Source organism: Phytoactinopolyspora alkaliphila (assembly GCF_010550695.1).
GTDB classification, from domain to species: domain Bacteria; phylum Actinomycetota; class Actinomycetes; order Jiangellales; family Jiangellaceae; genus Phytoactinopolyspora; species Phytoactinopolyspora alkaliphila.
In genome coordinates this window covers 65,725-80,683 of record NZ_JAAGOB010000018.1, presented here as the reverse complement: position 1 = coordinate 80,683, position 14,959 = coordinate 65,725, and the positions used below count along the sequence as shown (strand labels likewise).

16 protein-coding genes are annotated in these 14,959 nt (G+C 67.4%); 9 read left to right on the top strand and 7 right to left on the bottom strand.

The features are described from left to right. Window positions 1–84: 84 nt before the first annotated feature. Entirely contained in the window at window positions 85–762 is a 678-nt protein-coding gene (locus tag G1H11_RS23685; protein ID WP_163821087.1) for a FadR/GntR family transcriptional regulator, read from the bottom strand. A gap of 234 nt (window positions 763–996) precedes the next feature. Between G1H11_RS23685 and G1H11_RS23680 the strand changes: the two genes are divergently transcribed. The 3 genes from G1H11_RS23680 (at window position 997) to G1H11_RS23670 (ending at window position 5,140) form a co-directional block, all read left to right on the top strand. Next, the gene (locus G1H11_RS23680; protein WP_163821086.1) at window positions 997–2,286 is read left to right on the top strand and encodes a galactose oxidase; all 1,290 of its coding nucleotides are present in this window, start codon (window positions 997–999) and stop codon (window positions 2,284–2,286) included. Between the two features lie 62 nt (window positions 2,287–2,348). Continuing rightward, window positions 2,349–4,232 carry an exo-alpha-sialidase gene (locus G1H11_RS23675; protein WP_216844080.1) on the top strand — a complete coding sequence of 628 codons (1,884 nt, stop codon included), beginning with the start codon at window positions 2,349–2,351 and terminating at the stop codon, window positions 4,230–4,232. Window positions 4,233–4,354: 122 nt separating this feature from the next. Continuing rightward, window positions 4,355–5,140, top strand: coding sequence for an alpha/beta fold hydrolase (locus G1H11_RS23670; RefSeq protein ID WP_163821084.1), 786 nt, complete (start codon window positions 4,355–4,357; stop codon window positions 5,138–5,140). 152 nt (window positions 5,141–5,292) lie between these two features. Here the strand turns inward: G1H11_RS23670 and G1H11_RS23665 are convergent, their stop codons facing one another. The 3 genes from G1H11_RS23665 to nadA form a co-directional block, all read right to left on the bottom strand. Further along, on the bottom strand, window positions 5,293–5,529 hold the full coding sequence (locus G1H11_RS23665; protein ID WP_163821083.1) for a hypothetical protein: 237 nt from the start codon (window positions 5,527–5,529) through the stop codon (window positions 5,293–5,295). Between the two features lie 30 nt (window positions 5,530–5,559). Next, a complete protein-coding gene (locus G1H11_RS23660; RefSeq protein ID WP_163821082.1) occupies window positions 5,560–5,982 on the bottom strand; it encodes a pyridoxamine 5'-phosphate oxidase family protein in 423 nt (140 codons plus the stop codon). A gap of 112 nt (window positions 5,983–6,094) precedes the next feature. Continuing rightward, a complete protein-coding gene (gene nadA, locus G1H11_RS23655; protein ID WP_163821081.1) occupies window positions 6,095–7,267 on the bottom strand; it encodes a quinolinate synthase NadA in 1,173 nt (390 codons plus the stop codon). Window positions 7,268–7,349: 82 nt separating this feature from the next. Here nadA and G1H11_RS23650 point away from each other — a divergent pair, with 82 nt between their 5' ends. Further along, window positions 7,350–7,631 carry a hypothetical protein gene (locus G1H11_RS23650; RefSeq protein WP_163821080.1) on the top strand — a complete coding sequence of 94 codons (282 nt, stop codon included), beginning with the start codon at window positions 7,350–7,352 and terminating at the stop codon, window positions 7,629–7,631. Window positions 7,632–7,742: 111 nt separating this feature from the next. Here G1H11_RS23650 and G1H11_RS23645 read toward each other — a convergent pair whose 3' ends face one another. Then, a complete protein-coding gene (locus G1H11_RS23645) occupies window positions 7,743–8,633 on the bottom strand; it encodes a GNAT family N-acetyltransferase (protein ID WP_216844079.1) in 891 nt (296 codons plus the stop codon). A gap of 52 nt (window positions 8,634–8,685) precedes the next feature. On the opposite strand from G1H11_RS23645, the gene G1H11_RS23640 reads away from it, so the two are divergent. Both G1H11_RS23640 and erpA read left to right on the top strand, forming a co-directional pair. Next, window positions 8,686–9,828, top strand: coding sequence for a glycerate kinase family protein (locus G1H11_RS23640; RefSeq protein ID WP_163821079.1), 1,143 nt, complete (start codon window positions 8,686–8,688; stop codon window positions 9,826–9,828). Between the two features lie 144 nt (window positions 9,829–9,972). Further along, window positions 9,973–10,320, top strand: a complete 348-nt coding sequence (gene erpA, locus G1H11_RS23635) for an iron-sulfur cluster insertion protein ErpA (RefSeq protein ID WP_163821078.1) — start codon at window positions 9,973–9,975, stop codon at window positions 10,318–10,320. A gap of 23 nt (window positions 10,321–10,343) precedes the next feature. On the opposite strand, the gene G1H11_RS23630 is transcribed toward erpA, so the two are convergent. Then, window positions 10,344–10,577 (bottom strand): sulfurtransferase TusA family protein, encoded by a 234-nt coding sequence (locus G1H11_RS23630; protein ID WP_163821077.1) that lies wholly within the window; start codon window positions 10,575–10,577, stop codon window positions 10,344–10,346. Then, a complete protein-coding gene (locus G1H11_RS23625; protein ID WP_163821076.1) occupies window positions 10,574–11,752 on the bottom strand; it encodes an aminotransferase class V-fold PLP-dependent enzyme in 1,179 nt (392 codons plus the stop codon). The genes G1H11_RS23630 and G1H11_RS23625 overlap by 4 nt, the downstream gene beginning before the upstream one ends. A 107-nt stretch (window positions 11,753–11,859) precedes the next feature. On the opposite strand from G1H11_RS23625, the gene ctaC reads away from it, so the two are divergent. The 3 genes from ctaC to G1H11_RS23610 are packed head-to-tail and all read left to right on the top strand — an operon-like array spanning window position 11,860 to window position 14,929. Then, window positions 11,860–12,756: an aa3-type cytochrome oxidase subunit II gene (gene ctaC, locus G1H11_RS23620; protein WP_484555963.1), complete on the top strand. Its 897-nt coding sequence runs from the start codon at window positions 11,860–11,862 to the stop codon at window positions 12,754–12,756. Continuing rightward, on the top strand, window positions 12,753–14,537 hold the full coding sequence (gene ctaD, locus G1H11_RS23615) for an aa3-type cytochrome oxidase subunit I (protein ID WP_484555962.1): 1,785 nt from the start codon (window positions 12,753–12,755) through the stop codon (window positions 14,535–14,537). The genes ctaC and ctaD overlap by 4 nt, the downstream gene beginning before the upstream one ends. Further along, window positions 14,534–14,929: a cytochrome c oxidase subunit 4 gene (locus tag G1H11_RS23610; RefSeq protein ID WP_163821075.1), complete on the top strand. Its 396-nt coding sequence runs from the start codon at window positions 14,534–14,536 to the stop codon at window positions 14,927–14,929. Before ctaD ends, G1H11_RS23610 begins: the two co-directional genes overlap by 4 nt. Window positions 14,930–14,959: the final 30 nt, after the last annotated feature.

Here is a 14,959-nt window from a genome sequence, read left to right as displayed (position 1 = left end):
GTGTCGGCGTGCCCGAGGCGGGCGGCCGGGACAAGACTGGGTGGGTGGCAGCGGATGCCATCGGGAGATGCCTAGCGCCCTGTACTAGTCGTCATCGATGTGAATGGCCTCGACCGAATGCTCGATGCCGGCGAAGTGCTGATTGACGGCTTCGACGAGGCGTTGCGGGTCTCTGGAGCGCAGCGCGGCGGCGATTTCGGCGTGGATCTCGACCGCGTGTGGGTTCTTCTCCGGCAGATGTTCGCCGATGCGGTTGTAGAGCTGCCAGAACAAGTCGATGAGGTCCAGCACCAGGTGGTTGCCCAAGGGCGAGAAGAGCCGCCGGTGGAAGGCGAGGTCGAGCTCGGGTGGTGGCTGGCCGTCGACCTGTTGAACGCGCATCTGCTCGACGATCTCCTCAAGGTCGGCGAGGTCCTGTTCGGTCAGCACCTTGCTGATCTTGACGATGAGGTGCTCTTCGAGGGCATGCCGAACCTCAAGAACTTCTTCGAACGCGGCCCCGTCGAGCATGAGGCTGTATGGAAGATGCTCGAGGATGGGGCCGAAGGTGAACTTTCCCACGAAGAGGCCGGTGCCGTGCCGGGCCTCGATGACGCCGAAGGACTCCAGGCTTCGGGTGGCCTCGCGCACCGATGCTCGGCTCATGCCGAGTTGCTCGGCCAGCTCTCCCTCGGAGGGCAGCGGGTCACCCGGCTCGAGACCGTGGTCGAGGACGTACTGCCGTAGCGCTTGCTGAGCCTGCTGGTACAGAGGGACGCGCATCGTGGGTGACTCCACTCGTGGGCTTGCGTGGTTACGCTTGACCTGGATCTCACATCAGATATCGGATATCTGTCAACCCCTTGACGCGGTGTGTTTCTCGCCGGTTAAATGTCCGGCATCTCGAGATGTTAGATATCAGACATGTGGCCAGGAGTCGGTTCATCAGCCCGATATCGGTGCCGAGGGAGGGCATGAGGGCCTGCTCGACCGCCACCGTGACGTGGGAGTCAACCGATGACCCGTTCCCGCACAAATCCCCTGAGCAGACGCCGGGTTCTCCTGGCCGGCGCCGCATCCGCGACGGCTGCCCTAACCGGTGCCGCTATTCACCTGCCACCGGCCACGGCGTCGGCCCGGCCCGGCAACCGCGTGCCCCGAATCTCGTGGACGGCACTGCCGGATGTCCCGTCCAACACCGACGCATGGACCTCCACGTTGCCGATCGGCGAGCCGCACTGGAAGCAGGTTGGCCTGGCAGCAATGGTCGCGGGCGCACATGGCGACTATCTGATCGCTGCGGGAGGAGCCAACTTCCCCGAGGTTGCACGCACCGCCACCCGCGACAATACGCTCGGCAAGGTCTATTGGGCCGAAGCCTTCGTTCTCAAGCGCACCGCCTCTGGTGTGGAATGGCTGACCCACGAGCTCCGGCTGCCCGACGCCGTTGCCTACGCTGCTACGGTCAGCACCGAGGACGGCGTCGTCGTACTCGGCGGCGAAGGTTTCCGCGGCGGCGCCAACGGCAACGCACAGGCGGCACTGGAGCTGTTCGCCGACGCGTACGTCCTGCGCTTCGACGCGGCATCCGAGACGCTGGTGCGGGAGGACCTTCCGGATCTGCCCCGGCCGATGTCCTACGCGGTGGCGGGCGTGATCGATGATGTCGTGTATGTCGCCCAGGGCGGAGACTTCTACAGTCTCGACCTGGCCCGGCCCGCGGAAGGCTGGTCGGTGCTGCCGTCATGGCCCGGTGATGCCCGGGCAGTCGCCGTCGGCGCCGCACAAGCCGGCCGGTTCTACCTGTTCAGCGGCCGTAGCCAGGACGAAGCCGGTGACTGGCGATTCCACCGCGATGCGTATGCCTACCACCCGGCACGCCGGCGGTGGGACCGGATCTCCGATCTGCCGTGGTGTGTCACCGCCGGTCTCGCCCACCCTGTCGGCAAGCACCAGATGCTCGTTGTGGGCGGAGACAAGGATCTCGACCGCTGGAACCTGATTGAGGCTCACAGTGCGTTGCGTAGGGCCGCGCCGCCCGGGTCGGACGAGTGGCACGCCCACAACGACGTCGTCACGTGGCTCTTCGACCATCACACCGGGTTCAACACGGAGCTCCTGCTCTACGACGTCCGCAAAGACAGCTGGCAGATACTGGGCCACTTCCCGGGTTCCCCGCCCGCGACCGCGCCCGCCGTCAGCTGGGGCGACGACCTGATCATTGTGAGCGGGGAGGTGGGGCCGGGAATCCGAACGCCGAAGGTATGGAAGGCAAGTTTCGCCCACGGTCGACCGATGTCCGCGTGAACGCAAGGAGAACCGTTGTGACCCACCCGCAACACACACGCCCAACAAGCCGGAGGCGTTCGGTGCTCGCGTCGGCGAGCGCCGTGGCGCTCGCCGCCATCGTGGCCGTCTCCGGATCGAGTGTCCCGGCAGCCGGCGCGAAAGATCCGGCCGCGCCGCCCGGCACGGCGGTCTACGAGGCCGGCACCGACGGATACGACACCTTCCGAATCCCGGCCATCGTCCAGGCCGCAGACGGAACCCTGCTCGCCTTCGCCGAGGGCCGCGTCGCAGGCGCTGGCGACACCGGCGACATCGACCTCGTGCTCAAGCGCTCGACGGACGGCGGCGACAGCTGGGGGGAACTCCAGGTCGTCGGCGACAACGGGCCGAACGTGTTCGGCAATCCCGCTCCCGTCGTCGACCGGGAAACGGGTCGGGTGATCTTACTGACCACCCATAACTCCGGCACGGCAACGGAGACCGCCATCCGGCGTGGTGACGTCTCTGACGAGGACAGCCGGCGCGTCTTCGTGCAGTACAGCGACGATCACGGCGCCACCTGGTCGGATCCGCGGGAGATCACCGCGCAGACCAAAGAACCGGACTGGCGGTGGTACGCCACCGGCCCCGTGCACGGCATCCAGTTGCGGCACGAGCCTTACGCGGGCCGGCTGGTCATCCCGGCAAACCACTCGGCTGCGCCACCTGAGGGATCCGCCGACACCGGCGCGGAGAACAAGTACTACGGCGCGCACTCCCTGTACAGCGACGACGGTGGTGAGACGTGGCAGATCGGTGGCGTGGATCGCCCCGAGGACGGTGTGATCAACCCGAACGAGAACACCGCCGTCGAGCTCAACGACGGACGGGTCTATTTCAACACGCGCGATCAGAATGGGACGTCGGAGTCGACGCGCGCGGTGACGCACAGCAGCGACGGCGGCGCCAGTTTCGACCAGCCCTACCAGGAAGAGCCACAGCTACCAGCGCCCGTAGTGCAGGCCGCGACGCTTCGGCTGTCGTCGACAGCGCTAGGGGCGCCGAAGGATCGGCTGCTCTTCTCGGCGCCGAAGGGTCCGGCACGTGCCGGAATGCGGATTTCAAGCAGTTTCGACGAGGGCCAGACCTGGACCGCCGGAAAATTGATCTGGGATGGGCCCGCGGCCTACTCGGACATGGTCCGCCTGGGAAACAATCGGGTGGGAATCCTGTACGAAGCCGGAGTGGACGGTCCCTACGAGACGATCACCTTTGCCCGTTACACGACTGGCCAGCTGGACGCGCCGGAGCCGCCGGAACCGCCGCGGCGGGTGACCGTCACCCCTGACGGCTCCGGCCACGGCAACGACGCCGAGGTGTATCAGCGGGCGGCGTTGACCGAGGGTCGATTCGGCCAGGCACTCGACCTGGGCGCCGATGACTATCTCGTCGTTCCGCCGTCGGAGTCGGTTCTCGGTGCAGGCGGGACGTTCACCGCGGCCACGTGGTTCCGCACCGACTCTCCCGCGTCGCAGGCGATTATGTGGGCGTACGGCGTGGGTTCCGGGGCGCCTCAGTGGTGGATCCGGGTGGAGCCCGGCTCGGATCGGCTGCGCGCCCTGGTGGACACGGGCAGCGGGTCGCGTTCGCTCGTCGCTCCGGGAAACCTGGCGGATGGCGCCTGGCATCACGTGGCGCTGACTCGGTCCGCTGACGCAGTGGTCCTGTACGTCGACGGTGTGGCGGTGGCCGAGGCGGACAATATCCCCGGATCGACGTCGCGGGCGACGAGCATCGGCGTGTACGCCGGCCAGCGCCCCGATGGCGTGAATCCCCTGACCGGCCAGCTCGACGAGTTGTATCTCTACAACCAGGCGTTGAGCGAGGACGAGATAGCTGATCTGGCCACGGAGAACGCCGGACCGGCGCAGGGTCAGGTGCTGCACCTTCCGTTGGAAAAGCTCTCCCGTGAGATGCGCCGGTAAGTCCAACGCTGGTACGGCTGCTGCGCCGGGTGATTGACGGCGGAACCATCGTCAGCATATGTTGACGGCGTGAATCGTCAACATATGCTGACGTTGGGCGGAGTCCGGTGACGCGTGGCGCGATGAGATGGCAGCGGGGATCACTCGGCACGGTGGACGGCGTGACGCTCGCCACCCGGGACAGCGGTGGCGACGGCCCGGCCGTGGTACTCCTGTCCGGCCTCGGAGCTCCGCAGAGTGTATGGGACCGGGTCGCCCGGTTGCTGACCGGTCGATACCGGGTCATCACCTTCGACTACCGTGGGCACGGACGCTCGGGCACAGCGGAGGATTACGGATTCGAGCGGTTTCTTGACGACGTCCGGGTCGTGGTGAAGAGCTGCGGCGTTCGTGCGCCGCTCCTTTGTGGCTGGTCACTGGGCGCAGATCTCGCCGTCTGGCATGCCGCGCTATACCCCACCTCGTGCTCGGGGGTACTTGTCCTGGACGGAGCCGTCCCCGCGGATCTGGGATCACCCGGCGAGGCGCCTGCTGAAGGACGGGACGGTCTCGTCGCCCGCGCTGCTGACGCTCTGGCGCGGTTGCTGCGGGTGGGGGTGCGTCTCGATCGCGGTGCGTTGGCGGGGCTGGTGAATGAGGTTCAGCAGCGGCGAACGGCTATCGCCGACGCGTACCCGCGACTCCGTTGTCCCGTGCACGTCGCTGTGGCGACGTCGCCCTCGGGCGGCTACGACGACGCCGGTCTGGCCCGTTGGCGTGACGGCGTTCATAAGCTGCAGGCAGCGCACCCAGATGTGCCACTCACCTGGCTGGACAGTGATCACGCTGTGCCGCTGCGGGTGCCGGAGCGGGTCGTCGAGCTGATCGATTCGGTGGCGGCCGCCGCTGGCCGGGACCATGGCGGATGAGTGCTGTCTCGGCGGGGTGCTGTGTCGGCGGAACGCTGCGTTGGTGGGGTGCTCTGTCGGAAAGGGCTCGGCGTGATATGGCTCGGGCTGGCCAGCGCTCGTCGGATAGTGCGCATCGGACAAGGAGAAGGAACAGCGGATGGTGCGCGAGGTCAGGGCTCGTTGCGCAGCAGGCCCCGGCCCCCGTACTTGCGATGCGCGGACTGCTTGGACACACCCAGCGCCTCGGCGATCTGGGTCCACGACGCGCCGCTCACACGGGCCCGGCGGACCAGGACGGACTCCCTGCGCTGGGTCTCCCGGCGCAGGGCCGCCACAGCCCTCAGCGACTCGAGCGGTTCCGGACCATCGGTCGCGCGGAGCAGCTGATGCATGGACTCGTCACTCATGCGGCAAATCTACGCCGGGCCGGGTCCGGTCTACTTGCTCTGGTCGTTGCTGAGCCATTTCTCCGGGCGCATCCTGACCAAAATCGAGTTCGGGCCAAGGGCGTCGTCGACGTAGGCGGTGGCGTCGTCTTCGGAAAGGTACCGACGCACGATAGCCAGAGCCTGCGCGCGGGTGGGTGGGTCGTCGTTGGCCACCACCGGACCTTCCGCGGTCACGTACTTGTACGGCGCATCCTCGGTCTGCGCCACGAGGCTGAACCTGCCGGCTTTGCGGATGCAGCGATCCTTGACGGTGTCCCGGTGCATCCACAGTAGGACCTCGCCGCCGGGTTCATAGTTGTACCAGATCGGCACGGCCAGGGGTGCGCGACCGTCTCGCTCCACGGCCAGCACCCCGACGTGGATCCCCGACAGGAACGTCTCGCGCTCTGCCTCGGTCATGACAAAGGACATGCGGTTACACCTCACGGTTAATGCGTGCGCGACGTTCGGTGCGTGCGTGCTGGACAATAGGACAGCATTTGCCGCGCTCGGTCACCTGATCATTCTCACGCGTAATGACTGGTCAGCGGGCAGGAAGTGCCAGCATCCTGTCCAGGGCGACCTTGGCCCAGTGCGACGTGTCGGCGTCGACCTCGATGCGGTTGACCACGCGACCCTCCACCAGGCTCTCCATGGCCCACACCAGATGCGGAAGATCGATGCGGTTCATGGTGGAGCAGAAGCACACGTTGCGGTCGAGGAAGACCACGTTCTTGTCCGGGTACTCCTGGGCCAGCCGCTTGACCAGGTTGAGCTCGGTACCCACCGCCCAAGCCGACCCGGAAGGCGCGTCGGCGATGGTCTTGATGATGTACTCGGTGGAGCCGACGTAGTCGGCCGCGTTGACTACCTCGTGCTTGCATTCCGGGTGCACTAGGACGTTGACACCGGGGACGCGTGCTCGCACGTCGTTCACCGAGTCGATGGAGAACCTGCCGTGGACCGAGCAGTGCCCCTTCCACAGGAGCATGCGGGCGTTGGCCAGCTCGTCGTCGGAGACACCGAAGTTCGGCTTGTGCGGGTCGATGACCACGCAGTCGTCCAGTGACATGCCCAGCTGCAGCACGGCGGTGTTCCGGCCGAGGTGCTGGTCTGGCAGGAAGAGGACCTTCTCCCCGCGCTCGAACGCCCACTCCAGCGCACGCTGCGCATTGCTTGACGTGCACACGGCGCCGCCGTTGCGGCCGACGAACGCCTTGATGTCGGCGGAGGAGTTCATGTAGGTGATCGGCACCGTCGAGGCGGCGACCCCGGCGTCGGTGAGGCGGGCCCAGGCGTCTTCGACCTGCAGCAGCCTGGCCATGTCCGCCATAGAACACCCGGCGGCGAGATCCGGCAGGATCACCTGCTGATGGTCGCCGGTCAGGATGTCGGCCGACTCGGCCATGAAGTGCACGCCGCAGAAGATGATGTACTCCGCTTCCGGGCGGGCCGCGGCGTCCTTGGCCAGTTTGAACGAGTCACCTGTGACGTCGGCGAACTGGATGACTTCGTCGCGCTGATAGTGATGCCCAAGCAAGAAGGCACGCTCTCCGAGCGCTTCGCGTGCGCGGCGAGCCCGATCCACCAGGTCGGGATCGCTGGCGGCCGGGAGATCCCCGGGGCACTCTACCCCGCGCTCGGTGGCGGAGTCCGCGCCGCGGCCTAGCAACAGCAACGGCAGCGGTGTTGCGGGATGGGAATCGGTGACGGTCACGGGATGACGCCTCACTTTCACGGGCAGATGCCTCTACATGGTCCCATATGCCCAACAACGGAGGGAGTGGCAGACTTCCCATGTGATGACCGTCATGTTCGCCGCCGTGATCGTCGTGGCCGTGCTGGGCACGCTGGGTTTCGTCTCGTCGGCCCAGCGTCGAGCCGACGACGCGCAGCGCCGGGCCGAGGCGCTGTCGGAGCAGAACCACCGGCTCGAACGTGCGCTTGGCGTGGCTGAGCAGGCGTTGCGCTCGCTGTCACACGACACCCGGCTCGACGCCGGCATGGCCGTTCAGCTGGACGCGGCGATCGAGGACATCCGGCGGGCCGCCAGGGGAGACGATCCGAGTCTGGGCGGCTGATCCAGCGCAGCGGTATCACCAGGCTTTCTCGTGCTTGACCATGCCTGCAGCCCTGGTAAAGCACGAGAAACCATGGTTTACATGATCATTTGGGGGCGGTCGGGGGTGTGGTCACCCGAAGAAGACGGAGGGGACGTACGGCGCCGGTGGCCGCATGTGCCGCAGTGCCAGGCACCCGTCGGTCTCGACGCGCAGGCCGGCGGCGAGCCCCACGTCGAGCGCCCACTCCTGATCGGACGTGAGATGACGCACACTCAGCTCCTCGCCGGGTGGCACCGTGTTCAGCGCGGCCCACAGCAGGCGCTGGGCGACGGCCCGGCTGGTGGCGGCCAGCGGGCCTACCCCGAACTGGTCGAGGTACACGTACCCGGACCCGGTCAGGATGTCGCAGACGAGTAGTGGTCCGCCGGTGGCGAGAAACGCATGGTCGGCTCGGTGCGTGGCGCCGCGAACACGCCGGTCCACGGAATCGACCAGGTCCAGGTCGGACTGGCTGCCCACGCGGACTCCGCCGACGTCCGGCGCGGCGCCGGGATCGACGGTGCCGCTCAGGCGCAGGGTCGGATACAGCGTGAAGCCCGCGTGGCGATAGCGGCGCAGGGCGGCGTGGTTCGGCATCGCGCACAGCATGCCGCGCAGGCATCCGTCGCCGTACGCCACGGCTGCGTCGAACAGTGCTTTGCCGATGCCGCGTCCCTGGTGGGCCGGGTCGACGGCCAGTGTGGACAGGACCCACATCTCGTCCCGGCGCAGCGCGACGGCGACGCCCGCGACGCCGGCTTGGTCCTCGGCCACCCAGCAGCCACCTGGGTCCACGTCAAGGAAGTGCGCGAGGCGCTTGATCCAGCGGTGCCGCGCGACGGTGGAACGGCCACCTCCGGCCGGCCTGAACGCGCGGTCGGTGACGCGCTCCACGGCCTCGACATCCGTGCGTCGCATCGGGCGAATTCGCATCGGGCGGCTCCAGCGGGCATGGGGGGTCTCGAGGATCGCGTCATCCATTCTGACAGCGTAGTGTGCGGCCGCTGGTGTCCCGTCTGACAGACTCTGCGCTATGCGCATCCTTGTTGCTCCGGACAAGTTCGCCGGGACGCTGACGGCTGTCGAGGCCGCGGACGCGGTGGCCGCGGGATGGCGGCGAACCACGCCCGACGACGAGGTTGTCGCCGTGCCGATGGCCGACGGAGGTCCGGGCTTCGTCGATGTCCTGCAGGCGAGCCTCGGCGGGGACCTGCTCGCTGTGACCGTGGAAGGACCCCTCGGCGTACCGGTGCCGGCCACCCTGCTCCTGGTGAAGGACGCGAGTGCGGGCACCACGGCGTACATCGAGTCCGCCCAGGCCTGTGGCCTGGACTTGTTGCCGAGGTCCAGCGACGGACGCAGCCCCGAGCCCGGCGTCGCCTCCCGGGCGTCGTCGTACGGAGTGGGGCAGCTGATCGCGGCGGCCGTGGACGCCGGCGCGGGCCGCGTCGTCGTCGGTCTCGGCGGCTCGGGCACCAACGACGGGGGAGCGGGCATGCTCGCGGCGCTGGGAGCGAGCGCGGAACCGGAGGGGGCGCTGCGTGGCGGACCGGACGCGCTCGCCGGACTCACCGGTCTGGACATGGCTGCCGCCCGGGACCGGCTCGCCGGGATCGAGCTGGTCGCGGCGTCGGACGTAGACAACCCGCTGCTCGGACTCCGTGGCGCCACCAATGTCTTCGGCGAGCAGAAGGGCCTGACAGGCGACGAGCCGAAGCTGGCGGCCGACGCCGCTCTGACCACGTTCGCCCAGCTCGCGGGACGTAAGACGGCCGATGCCAAGGGAGCGGGCGCCGCCGGTGGGCTCGGTTACGCGATCCTCCTCCTCGGCGGCAGCAGGGAGCCTGGCTTCACCACCGTGGCTGACGCCGTCGGCCTGCCGGACCTGGTCGCGGCGTCGGACCTGGTCATCACCGGGGAAGGCAAGCTCGACTGGCAGTCGATGAACGGCAAGGTTCCGGTAGGGGTAGCGGAGCTGGCCAACGCCGCGCTGCGTCCGTGCATCGCCGTGGCTGGAGCCGTGGAAGTGGGCAACCGGGAGCTGCGCGCCAACGGGATCGAAGCAGCCTATGCCCTCGTCGACATCGTCGGCCGCGAGGAGGCCTTCGCCCGGCCGGCGGACAGCTTGGCCGCCGTCGCCGAGAGGGTGGCGAAGACGTGGAGCCGGGGAGGCTGACGCGCAGGCCATGCGTGGATGCCGCCGGTGTTGGCGCGATTCGGGGCCGGGCACCCTACACTGGCATTGCAGGTACGGAATGACATTGCCGTCGCAGACGTTAATCGCTACAGACGCAGTCCGCTATTCGTCAGGAGAACAACGATGACGGTTCAGGAACAGACCGACCAGGGTGTGGTGCTCACCGACGGCGCCGCTTCCAAGGTGAAGGCCCTGCTCGACCAGGAGGGCCGGGATGACCTCCAGCTGCGTATCGCTGTTCAGCCCGGTGGCTGTTCCGGTCTGCGTTACCAGCTCTTCTTCGACGAGCGCTCGCTCGACGGTGACATCGTGCAGGACTTCAGCGGCGTGAACGTGGTGGTCGACCGCATGAGCGCCCCGTACCTCACCGGTGCCACCATCGACTTCGTCGACACCATCGAGAAGCAGGGCTTCACCATCGACAACCCCAACGCGGGCGGTTCCTGCGCCTGCGGAGATTCGTTCCACTGATCGGCTGACAGCGCGCCCGATCATCATCGAGTACGCCGGACCAGGTAGGACGGGGCATCGCCCACGGCCTCACCGGGTCCGGCGTACTCGTGTCCGCGCATGCGGCACCAGGCTGGAACGTCGGTGGCCGCCGCGGGATCGTCGGCGATCACCCGTACCAAGCCTTGGACGGGCACGTCACCGATCCGTTTGGCCAGCTCGATCACCGGCAACGGGCAGCGCATACCCCGGCAGTCCAGAACCAGCGGGCCGGTCATATCCCGGCCTCCGCCCGGAGCCGGGAGACCACCTGCGGCACCACGTCCAGGAAACGGTCGACGTCGGCTGAGGTCACGTCGCGGGACAACGACACCCGGACATTGCCATGGGTGAGAACGCCCATCGCCTCCAGCACATGGCTCGGGCGCAGGGTGCTGGCGGTGCACGACGAGCCACTCGAGACCGCGAAACCGGCCCGGTCCAGTTCGCCCACCAGCGCTTCACCGTTGACGTACAGGCAGGAGAACGTCACCAGGTGCGGCAGGCGCCGGTCCGGGTCGCCCACCACCTCCACATCGGGGACCCGGGCGGGTATTTCCGCGCGTATCCGGTCCACCAGGGCACGGTGCCGCGCGGCCAGCTGCTCAGCCTCGCCCGCCCGTGCATGCAGCGCCGAGGCCGCAGCGAGGATGCCGGGCAGGTTGCCGAACCCGGGGACGCGCCCGTCCTCACGCTCGTCCTCCGGCAGCGCCGAACGCCACCGGGTGCCACGCCGCACCGCCAGGACTCCGACGCCTGGAGGTCCACCCCACTTGTGTGCGCTCGCGGCCAGCACCGACCACCCGCGGGGGACCGGCTGACGCCCGACGGTCTGCGCGGCGTCGACGAACACGGGCACGCCCCGGTCCCGGCAGTGTTCCGAGACGTCGTCGACCGGCTGAACCGTGCCCACTTCGTGGTTGGCGGACTGCAGGCAGGCGAGTGCGGTGTCCGCATCCACCGCGGCGGCGAACTCGGCCGGATCGACCCGGCCGGTACGGTCCACGCCGACGAGCCGGGGTGCCGCGGGGGACCCCGCGTCGTCGCCCGCGCTATGCGCGGCCGCATGCAATACGGCGGAATGCTCGACCGCCGACGCCACGATCTGGCGTCCCGCGCGCCGCCGGGCACGGGCCGTGCCGAGCACGCCCTGGTGGACGGCCTGCGTGCCGCTGGCCGTGAACGACACTTCGCTCGGCTGGGCGCCTAGCAGGGAGGCGATCACCTCGCGGGCGTTGTCCAGGAGCATCCGTGCCCTCCGGGCCGCGCCGTACAGGCGAGCCGGATCGGCCCAGCCCTCGTCCACCGCCGCGAGCCACACCTCCCGTGCGCTCGGGTGCAAGGGTTCGGCAGAGGCGGCGTCGAAGTATCCGGAACCCTGTTCGGGAACACGGTGGTCATCGTTTGATTCCACGACACGTACGGTAATAGCCAGACCTCCTGGCCGAGAGCCGACGGGCAACCGCTAGTCTTGGCGGCGACAGGAGAAGCTTGCCTTGGGTGTGGCGCGCCGGGTGTTTCATGCTCGGGACGGCGGACATCTCAAGGCGGCGCAACGGCATGGAAGGGCGCCTCGTGGGTCGGTTCAGGTGGGCTCGCCCGGTGCGTCGCAGGGTCATCACTGCGTCGGCCGCGGTAGGCACCGTGATGATACTGAGCGGCTGTGCCGCTGATTCGCCGTCGCAATGGGGGCGTGTCGGGCTGCCCGAAGGCGTGACCGAGGAAGCCCCCCTGATCGGTGACCTCTGGGTCGGTGCCTGGGTGGCGGCGTTCGCTGTCGGCATCCTGGTCTGGGGACTGATCCTGTGGGCCGCCGCGGCCTACCGCAAGCGCAACGACGACTTGCCGGTGCAGACCCGGTTCAACATGCCGATCGAGTTCCTGTACACGGTCACGCCGCTGATCGTGATCGGTGTGCTGTTCTTCTTCACGGTGCGGCACCAGGACGAGATCTTCGATGACACCAGCCCGCCGGACCTGACGGTGAACGTGGTCGGGCAGCAGTGGTCGTGGACCTTCAACTATGTCGACGAGGACGTCTACGACATCGGCACGCCTGAAGAGTTCCCCACGCTCTACCTGCCGGTGGACCAGACAGTCCGGTTCGACCTTGATTCGCCGGATGTGATCCATTCCTTCTGGGTGCCGCAGTTCTACATGAAGATGGACGTGGTGCCGGGCCGGACCAACAGTTTCCAGGTGACTCCCAACCAGGAGGGCACCTTCGCCGGCAAGTGCGCCGAGCTCTGCGGCGTCTACCACTCGCGGATGCTGTTCAACGTCGAGGTCGTGTCCGCGGAGGAGTACGACGCGCAGATGGAGGCGTTGCGGCAGGCCGGCCAGGAGGGCCAGATCGACGCACCGCTGCGGGGCTCCTTCTCGCAGACGCCGCTGAACCAGCTCGGGAGTGAAGAGTGACCACGTATCTGGAGCGCACGGCAGCCGAGGCGCCCGGCCCGGCGGCCGTGCCGCGCCGCAAAGGCAGCGTCGTGGTCCGGTGGATGACATCCACAGACCACAAGGTGATCGGGTACATGTACCTGATCGCGTCGTTCGGCTTCTTCATCATCGGCGGCATCATGGCGCTGCTGATCAGGATGGAGCTGTTCACCACCGGAAACCAGGTGGTCAGCGACGGCCTGTACAACCAGCTGTTCACCATGCACGGCACCATCATGCTGCTGCTGTTCGCCACTCCGTTGTTCATCGGCTTCGGCAACATCATCGTGCCGCTGCAGATCGGCGCGCCCGACGTGGCGTTCCCCAGGCTGAACATGTTCAGCTTCTACCTCTTCGTCTTCGGTGGGCTGATCGTCGTCTCCGGATTCCTCACGCCAGGCGGAGCGGCGGACTTCGGCTGGTTCGCCTACACGCCGCTGTCCAACGCGATCTACAGCGCCTCTGTCGGTGGCGACCTGTGGGTAGCCGGCCTGGCGATGAGCGGTTTCGGCACCATCTTCGGTGCTGTGAACTTCGTGACCACCATCGTCTGCATGCGAGCACCCGGAATGACCATGTTCCGGATGCCCATCTTCACCTGGAACATCCTGGTCACCAGCATCCTGGTGCTGATCGCCTTCCCGCTTCTGGCCGCCGCCCTGTTCGCGCTGTTCGCGGACCGGAACTTCGGCACCATGATCTTCGATCCGTCAGCGGGCGGTGCCATCCTTTGGCAGCATCTGTTCTGGTTCTTCGGTCATCCCGAGGTGTACATCATCGCGTTGCCGTTCTTCGGCATCATCACCGAGGTCATTCCGGTGTTCAGCCGCAAGCCAATCTTCGGCTACAAGGGCCTGGTGCTGGCGACCCTGGCGATCGCGGTGCTGTCGGTGACGGTGTGGGCGCACCACATGTACGTCACCGGTGCGGTGAACCTGCCGTTCTTCGCGGCGACCACGATGCTCATCGCCGTTCCCACGGGTCTGAAGTTCTTCGCCTGGATCGGCACCATGTGGCGCGGCTCGATCACGTTCGAGACGCCCATGCTGTTCGCGCTCGGATTCATGGTGACCTTCCTATTCGGCGGGCTCACCGGGGTGATCCTGGCCTCGCCGCCACTGGACTTCCAGGTCTCCGACTCCTACTTCGTCGTCGCGCACTTCCACTACGTCGTCTTCGGGACCGTGGTGTTCGCGATGTTCGCCGGCTTCTACTTCTGGTGGCCCAAGTTCACCGGACGGATGCTCGACGAGCGCATGGGCAAGATCCACTTCTGGCTCCTGTTCCTGGGTTTCCACGGCACGTTCCTGGTGCAGCACTGGCTCGGTGTCGAGGGCATGCCGCGCCGTTACGCGGACTACCTGCCAGAAGACGGCTTCGAGCTGCTCAATCAGATTTCCACGGTCGGTTCCTTCGTGTTGGCCATCTCCACGCTGCCATTCCTCTGGAATGTGTGGAAATCGCGTCTGACGCCGAAGGTCGCGCTGGACGATCCGTGGGGTTACGGGCAGTCCCTGGAATGGGCCACGTCCTCGCCCCCGCCGCGGCACAACTTCACCTCCCTGCCGCGCATTCGCAGCGAGCGGCCGGCGTTCGATCTGAAGTTCCCCGAGGCGGCAGTCGCGGCACAGGCCAAACCTGCGGACTCCGGTGTGCTGACCGAAGTCCTAGGCCCGGCGGACGTGGATCAGGCCGGTGAGGCGGGAACACCGGACGTCCAGGACAAGAGCGGCGACGAAGGAGACGAGGGTAACCGATGAGGATCGAGGGTCTTGTCTTCGCCGTCGTGGCCGTGTTCCTGGCCATAGTGACGCCGGTGTATTGGTTCCTCTCCAAAGATCCCACCGGCACCACGGCGCTCGCCGTGACGTTCGGGCTGGGCGCCATGATCGCGTTCTACTTCATGCTTCTGGCACGCCGTATCGGTCCGCGGCCGGAGGACCGTCACGACGGTGAGATCGAGGAGCTCGCGGGGGAGTACGGGTTCTTCAGCCCCCACTCCTGGTGGCCGCTGGCCGCCGGCGCCTCGGCCACCGTGGTGTTCCTCGGACTGGTCTACGCGTGGTTCATCCTGATCATCGGGCTGGCACTGGCGGCGATCGCCGTGCTCGGCTGGGTCTTCGAGTATTACCGGGGCGAACACGCCCACTGACCCGGGCGGACGTCTTTCGTTGAAGCGGCG

Coding starts and splice junctions, on each gene's coding strand:
- G1H11_RS23665 (WP_163821083.1), bottom strand. CDS start 5,529: ATGAGTGACGAGTCCATGCATCAGCTGCTCCGCGCGACCGATGGTCCG.
- G1H11_RS23685 (WP_163821087.1), bottom strand. CDS start 762: ATGCGCGTCCCTCTGTACCAGCAGGCTCAGCAAGCGCTACGGCAGTAC.
- G1H11_RS23660 (WP_163821082.1), bottom strand. CDS start 5,982: ATGTCCTTTGTCATGACCGAGGCAGAGCGCGAGACGTTCCTGTCGGGG.
- G1H11_RS23680 (WP_163821086.1), top strand. CDS start 997: ATGACCCGTTCCCGCACAAATCCCCTGAGCAGACGCCGGGTTCTCCTG.
- G1H11_RS23670 (WP_163821084.1), top strand. CDS start 4,355: ATGAGATGGCAGCGGGGATCACTCGGCACGGTGGACGGCGTGACGCTC.
- erpA (WP_163821078.1), top strand. CDS start 9,973: ATGACGGTTCAGGAACAGACCGACCAGGGTGTGGTGCTCACCGACGGC.
- G1H11_RS23610 (WP_163821075.1), top strand. CDS start 14,534: ATGAGGATCGAGGGTCTTGTCTTCGCCGTCGTGGCCGTGTTCCTGGCC.
- ctaC (WP_484555963.1), top strand. CDS start 11,860: ATGCTCGGGACGGCGGACATCTCAAGGCGGCGCAACGGCATGGAAGGG.
- G1H11_RS23630 (WP_163821077.1), bottom strand. CDS start 10,577: ATGACCGGCCCGCTGGTTCTGGACTGCCGGGGTATGCGCTGCCCGTTG.
- G1H11_RS23640 (WP_163821079.1), top strand. CDS start 8,686: ATGCGCATCCTTGTTGCTCCGGACAAGTTCGCCGGGACGCTGACGGCT.
- G1H11_RS23645 (WP_216844079.1), bottom strand. CDS start 8,633: ATGGATGACGCGATCCTCGAGACCCCCCATGCCCGCTGGAGCCGCCCG.